General features: G+C 38.7%; 5 protein-coding genes. All 5 read left to right on the forward strand.

All coding sequences use genetic code 11. From position 1 onward, the window contains the following. The first annotated feature begins 8 nt into the window (after positions 1-8). A complete protein-coding gene (gene gap / locus EP1_RS11530; protein ID WP_067627538.1) occupies positions 9-1,010 on the forward strand; it encodes a type I glyceraldehyde-3-phosphate dehydrogenase in 1,002 nt (333 codons plus the stop codon). Positions 1,011-1,167: 157 nt separating this feature from the next. Further along, the gene (locus EP1_RS11535) at positions 1,168-2,358 is read left to right on the forward strand and encodes a phosphoglycerate kinase (protein WP_067627540.1); all 1,191 of its coding nucleotides are present in this window, start codon (positions 1,168-1,170) and stop codon (positions 2,356-2,358) included. Positions 2,359-2,525: 167 nt separating this feature from the next. Next, on the forward strand, positions 2,526-3,281 hold the full coding sequence (gene tpiA / locus EP1_RS11540; RefSeq protein ID WP_067627542.1) for a triose-phosphate isomerase: 756 nt from the start codon (positions 2,526-2,528) through the stop codon (positions 3,279-3,281). Between the two features lie 112 nt (positions 3,282-3,393). Next, positions 3,394-4,707, forward strand: coding sequence for a phosphopyruvate hydratase (eno, locus tag EP1_RS11545; RefSeq protein WP_010739546.1), 1,314 nt, complete (start codon positions 3,394-3,396; stop codon positions 4,705-4,707). 190 nt (positions 4,708-4,897) lie between these two features. Beyond that, positions 4,898-5,830 (forward strand): tyrosine-type recombinase/integrase, encoded by a 933-nt coding sequence (locus tag EP1_RS11550; protein ID WP_067627544.1) that lies wholly within the window; start codon positions 4,898-4,900, stop codon positions 5,828-5,830. Positions 5,831-6,000 lie beyond the last annotated feature (170 nt).

Raw genomic sequence — 6,000 nt, forward strand, 5'->3', positions numbered from 1 at the left:
AATCTTAAATGACAGTAAAAGTTGGAATTAACGGATTTGGACGTATCGGACGCTTAGCATTCCGCCGTATCCAAGATGTAGAAGGATTGGAAGTTGTAGCTATCAACGACTTAACAGACGCTAAAATGTTGGCTCACTTGTTAAAATATGACACAACTCAAGGTCGCTTTAACGGAACTGTTGAAGTTCACGAAGGTTCATTCAACGTGAATGGTAAAGAAGTTAAAGTTCTTGCTAACCGCAACCCTGAAGAATTACCTTGGGGCGAACTAGGAGTAGACATCGTATTAGAATGTACTGGCTTCTTCACTTCAAAAGCAGCTGCTGAAAAACATTTAACAGCTGGTGCTAAACGTGTTGTTATCTCAGCTCCTGGTGGTGACGATGTTCCAACAATCGTTTACAACACTAACCACGAAACTTTAACTGGTGACGAAACAGTTATCTCTGGTGCTTCATGTACTACTAACTGTCTAGCTCCTATGGCTAAAACTTTAAATGACGAATTTGGCGTTGTTGAAGGCTTAATGACAACTATCCACGCTTACACTGGTGACCAAATGACTCTTGATGGACCTCATCCTAAAGGTGACTTCCGTCGTGCACGTGCTGCTGCAGCAAACATCGTGCCTAACTCAACTGGTGCTGCTAAAGCAATCGGTTTAGTTATCCCTGAATTGAATGGTAAATTAGACGGAGCTGCTCAACGTGTTCCTGTTCCAACTGGTTCATTAACTGAATTAGTTACTATTCTTGACAAAAAAGTTACTGTTGATGAAGTTAATGCAGCTATGAAAGCAGCAGCTAACGAATCATTCGGTTACAACACTGACGAAATCGTTTCTTCAGATATCGTAGGTATGACTTTCGGTTCATTATTTGACGAAACTCAAACTAAAGTAATGACAGTTGGCGATCAACAATTAGTTAAAACTGTTGCTTGGTATGACAACGAAATGTCATACACTGCTCAATTAGTTCGTACTTTAGAATATTTCGCTAACTTATAAGATATATTTTAAATTAGAACAACATTGTCTGAAAAAAGGCGGGGAAGCAACGCGCTTCTCCGTTTTTTTCGTAAGGTTATGTCTATCATTGGCTCTTTTGTTAAAAAGAGTTGTATAATAAATAGGATTCAAAAAAACAATTTGGAGGTTTTCTTTCATGGCAAAAATGACAGTTAAAGATCTTGACTTGAAAGACAAGAAAGTTTTAGTTCGTGTGGACTTCAACGTTCCTGTTAAAGATGGCGTGATTACTGATGACACTCGTATCAAAGCGGCGTTACCAACAATCAACTACATTTTAGAACAAGGCGGCAAAGCTATTTTGTTCTCACACTTAGGTCGTGTGAAAACAGAAGAAGACAAAGCTGGCAAATCATTGAAACCAGTAGCTGAACGCTTAAGCGAATTGTTAGGTAAAAACGTAACGTTTGTACCTGAAACTCGTGGTGCTGAATTAGAAGCGGCAATCGCAGACATGAAAGACGGCGATGTAGTTGTCTTCGAAAATACGCGTTTTGAAGATATCGACGGTAAAAAAGAAAGTGGCAATGATGCTGAACTTGGAAAATATTGGGCTTCATTAGGCGATGTATTCGTAAATGATGCATTCGGTACGGCTCACCGTGCCCATGCTTCTAACGTCGGAATCGCTTCGACTGGTATTCCAACAGTTGCAGGCTTCTTAATGGAAAAAGAAATCAAATTTATCGGTGAAGCAGTTGAAGAACCTAAACGTCCGATGGTTGCGATCTTAGGTGGTGCAAAAGTTTCTGATAAAATCGGCGTAATCAAAAACTTGATTCCTAAAGCAGACAAAATCTTGATCGGCGGCGGAATGACTTATACATTCTACAAAGCAAAAGGCATGGAAATCGGTAACTCATTAGTAGAAGCTGATAAAGTGGAATTAGCAAAAGAATTGATCGAAGCAGCTGGCGACAAATTAGTTTTACCAGTTGATTCAATCACAGCAGCTGAATTCTCAAATGATGTTCCAACTGAAGAACATACAGGTGATGTTCCAGCTGGACAAATGGGTCTTGATATTGGACCAGAATCAATCGCATTGTTTGCTCAAACATTAGAAGGCGCGAAAACAGTTGTCTGGAACGGACCAATGGGTGTGTTCGAAATGAGTAACTTTGCTCGTGGAACAATCGGTGTTTGTGAAGCAATAGTAAATCTTAAAGACGCTACAACGATCATCGGTGGTGGGGATTCTGCAGCAGCAGCTGAACAACTTGGCTTTGCTGATAAATTTACTCACATCTCAACTGGTGGTGGTGCAAGTCTTGAATTATTAGAAGGTAAAGAATTACCTGGTCTTGCAGCAATCAACGACAAATAAAAAGCGAAACCTTATATTAAAACGGATGCCATTTCAACTTTCTGCAGTTCGTAAAGTGTTAAGATTTCACATGATGGAACTTCATTTAATAGAATTGATCTGTTTCGTTGAATGGTATGCGGCTTGAGAAAAAATTAGCACCCTAATATGAAAAAGGAGTTTTCTAAATGCGTAAACCTATTATTGCTGGTAACTGGAAAATGAACCTAACTGCTTCAGAAGCAAAAGATTTTGCCGAAGCAGTCAAAAACAAGATTCCTGCGAATGATAAAGTAGATTCAGTAATCGGATCACCTGCTTTATTCTTACAAGAATTAGTCGAAGCAGCAAAAGGCACAGACTTAAAAATCTCTGCTCAAAACTGTTACTGGGAAAATGCTGGAGCTTTCACTGGTGAAACTTCACCGGCTGCTTTAGCTGATCTTGGTGTGGACTACGTAATCATCGGCCATTCAGAACGTCGTGAATACTTCCACGAAACAGACGAAGAAATCAACAAAAAAGCCAAAGCAATCTTTGCTAATGGAATGTTGCCAATTCTTTGCTGTGGCGAGTCTTTAGACACTTACGAAGCTGGCAAAACAGCTGAATGGATCGAAGGACAAATCAAAGCTGGTTTAGCGGATCTTTCTGCTGAACAAGTTTCAAGCATGGTCATTGCTTATGAACCAATCTGGGCAATCGGTACTGGTAAATCTGCTGACGCACAAATCGCTGACGAAATCTGTGGCGTAGTTCGTTCAACAGTTGAAGGTATTTATGGTAAAGAAGTTTCTGAAGCTGTTCGTATCCAATACGGTGGTTCTGTTAAACCAGAAAACATCGCTGAATACATGGCTAAGGAAAACGTTGATGGTGCTTTAGTCGGCGGAGCCAGCTTAAAAGCTGATTCATTCTTAGCGTTATTAGAAGGCGCAAAATAATTTTTAACTGAAAATCGCGGTTATTGTTTGCAACTACCAAAGATTTTCACTAATATTGGTTACAAGGGGTTAGCCCCTTTTAATAAAACAAATTTTAAAGGAGAGACAAAACATGTCAATTATCTCAGACGTTTACGCACGCGAAGTCTTAGACTCACGTGGTAACCCAACAATCGAAGTAGAAGTTTATACAGAAGACGGCGCATTCGGCCGCGGTATGGTTCCTTCAGGTGCTTCAACTGGTGAATACGAAGCCGTTGAATTACGTGATGGCGACAAAGCTCGTTACGGCGGTAAAGGTGTTACTAAAGCAGTTGATAATGTAAACAACATCATCGCTGAAGCAATCATCGGCTACGACGTACGTGACCAAGCTGCTATTGATGCTGCTATGATCGAATTAGATGGCACTCCTAACAAAGGTAAATTAGGTGCGAACGCTATTCTTGGTGTTTCTATCGCTGTTGCTCGTGCAGCTGCTGACTTCTTAGAAATCCCATTGTACAACTACCTTGGCGGATTCAACACAAAAGTTTTGCCTACTCCTATGATGAATATCATCAACGGTGGATCACATGCTGATAACTCTATCGACTTCCAAGAATTTATGATCATGCCTGTTGGCGCTCCTACATTCAAAGAAGCTTTACGTTATGGTGCAGAAGTATTCCACGCTTTAGCTTCAATCTTAAAAGCTAAAGGTCTTGCTACTTCAGTTGGTGACGAAGGTGGATTCGCTCCTAACCTTGGTTCTAACGAAGAAGGTTTCGAAGTAATCATCGAAGCAATCGAAAAAGCTGGCTATGTACCTGGTAAAGACATCGTTCTTGCAATGGATGCTGCTTCTTCAGAATTCTACGACAAAGAAAAAGGTGTTTACGTTTTAGCTGACTCAGGCGAAGGCGAAAAAACAACTGAAGAAATGATCGCATTCTACGAATCATTAGTTGCTAAATACCCAATTATCTCAATCGAAGATGGCTTAGACGAAAACGACTGGGAAGGTACTAAGAAATTAACTGAAGCTTTAGGCGATAAAGTTCAATTAGTTGGTGACGATTTATTCGTTACAAACACTGAAAAATTAGCTAAAGCAATCGATATGGGCGTTGCTAACTCAATCCTTATCAAAGTTAACCAAATCGGTACTTTAACAGAAACATTCAATGCAATCGAAATGGCTAAAGAAGCTGGTTACACTGCAGTTGTATCTCACCGTTCTGGTGAAACAGAAGATTCAACAATCTCTGATATCGCTGTTGCAACAAACGCTGGCCAAATCAAAACTGGTTCTCTTTCACGTACTGACCGGATTGCTAAATACAATCAATTATTACGTATCGAAGACCAATTGGGTGATGTTGCAGAATACAAAGGTATCAAATCTTTCTACAACTTAAAAAACAACCCATTCATCGCTAAATAATTAGTGAGTTGAAGCTGTTTAAAGCCTGTGAGAATTTTCTCACAGGCTTTTTTTCTGTTTTTATTCGTAGGTATACCAATTTTTGCGTACTGCCGTTTTTCAAGTATTGCTAAGTACAAAAAGCGTCTAATTAGTAATACCTGGTGATTTTACTTTCTTCTGTTTTTCTTAAGAAGAGGGGCGTAAATATATGCTATTTCAAGAAGGCGTGGAAGAATTTTTGTTGGATTGTCGGGTAAGAAATTTATCTAAAAGGACGATTGAAACATATCAATCACAAATACGAGTTTTTAGTAGTTACATAAATTCAGAGTTCGAACTAGATAAGTTGGAAGAGATCAAGAAGCCCCATGTAAAAAGTTTTATCTTATCGATGAAGGAAGAACGTAGTGCGAATTATATTAATCAGATTTTAAAAGCTCTTAGAACCTTCTATAAGTACCTTTTTACTGAAGAATATATTGATCGTAACTTTATGTTAGATATTCAATACTTGAAATCAGAGAAACGATTAATCAATACTTTTAACGATCAAGAGGTAGCAGCGATGATTAGCTTCTACAATCACTCAGGGTTTGTAAATCAGCGGAATCGACTAATCATTGAAATTATGGCTGATTGTGGTTTACGAGCAGAAGAAGTCCGCTGTTTATCAAACGATAATTTCAAGGGAACTTTCTTTCAATTAATGGGGAAAGGTCGTAAAGAACGGGTTGTTCCTATTTCGCAATATCTGCAATTGTCCATCAAAAAATACCAGAAAACGAAACGAGGTTACTTTAATAATTTGCGTAATTATCGTGAAATAGATGATTCTCTAGTCGTCAATAAATCTGGTAAGAAAATAACTAATAATGTTCTTCTAGAAAAGATAGTCAAAGATGCAGCAAATGGGATTGGAGTAAGAGATGAAGTAAAACGAAGAAGCTGCCACAGTTTAAGACATTATTATGCGCAGAAGTTACTGAAAAGTGGCGTTAATCTTTATACAATTAGTCGCTTATTAGGACATTCGAATATCAAAACTACACAAACTTATCTTAATTCTTTGAGTGATGCCGATATTTTAGAAAATACAAAAGTCACACCATTGGAACGCTTGTTAAGAGAGGGGAAGATGTGATAGGGAATGCAGAGATGTTTGATTACATTGATGACTGCCAGTTAACTATCAACAACGACGTTGGAATAAAAAATAATTTGAGAAATTCTAAGGCCGTTACTGGATCAGACAGCGATTAGGAAATACGTGCATCCCCATTACGTTTCGTTATATGTATCTGAGTAAATTGG

The sequence above is a fragment of the Enterococcus pseudoavium NBRC 100491 genome (assembly GCF_001544295.1).
In the GTDB taxonomy this organism is placed as follows: Bacteria; Bacillota; Bacilli; order Lactobacillales; family Enterococcaceae; genus Enterococcus_A; species Enterococcus_A pseudoavium.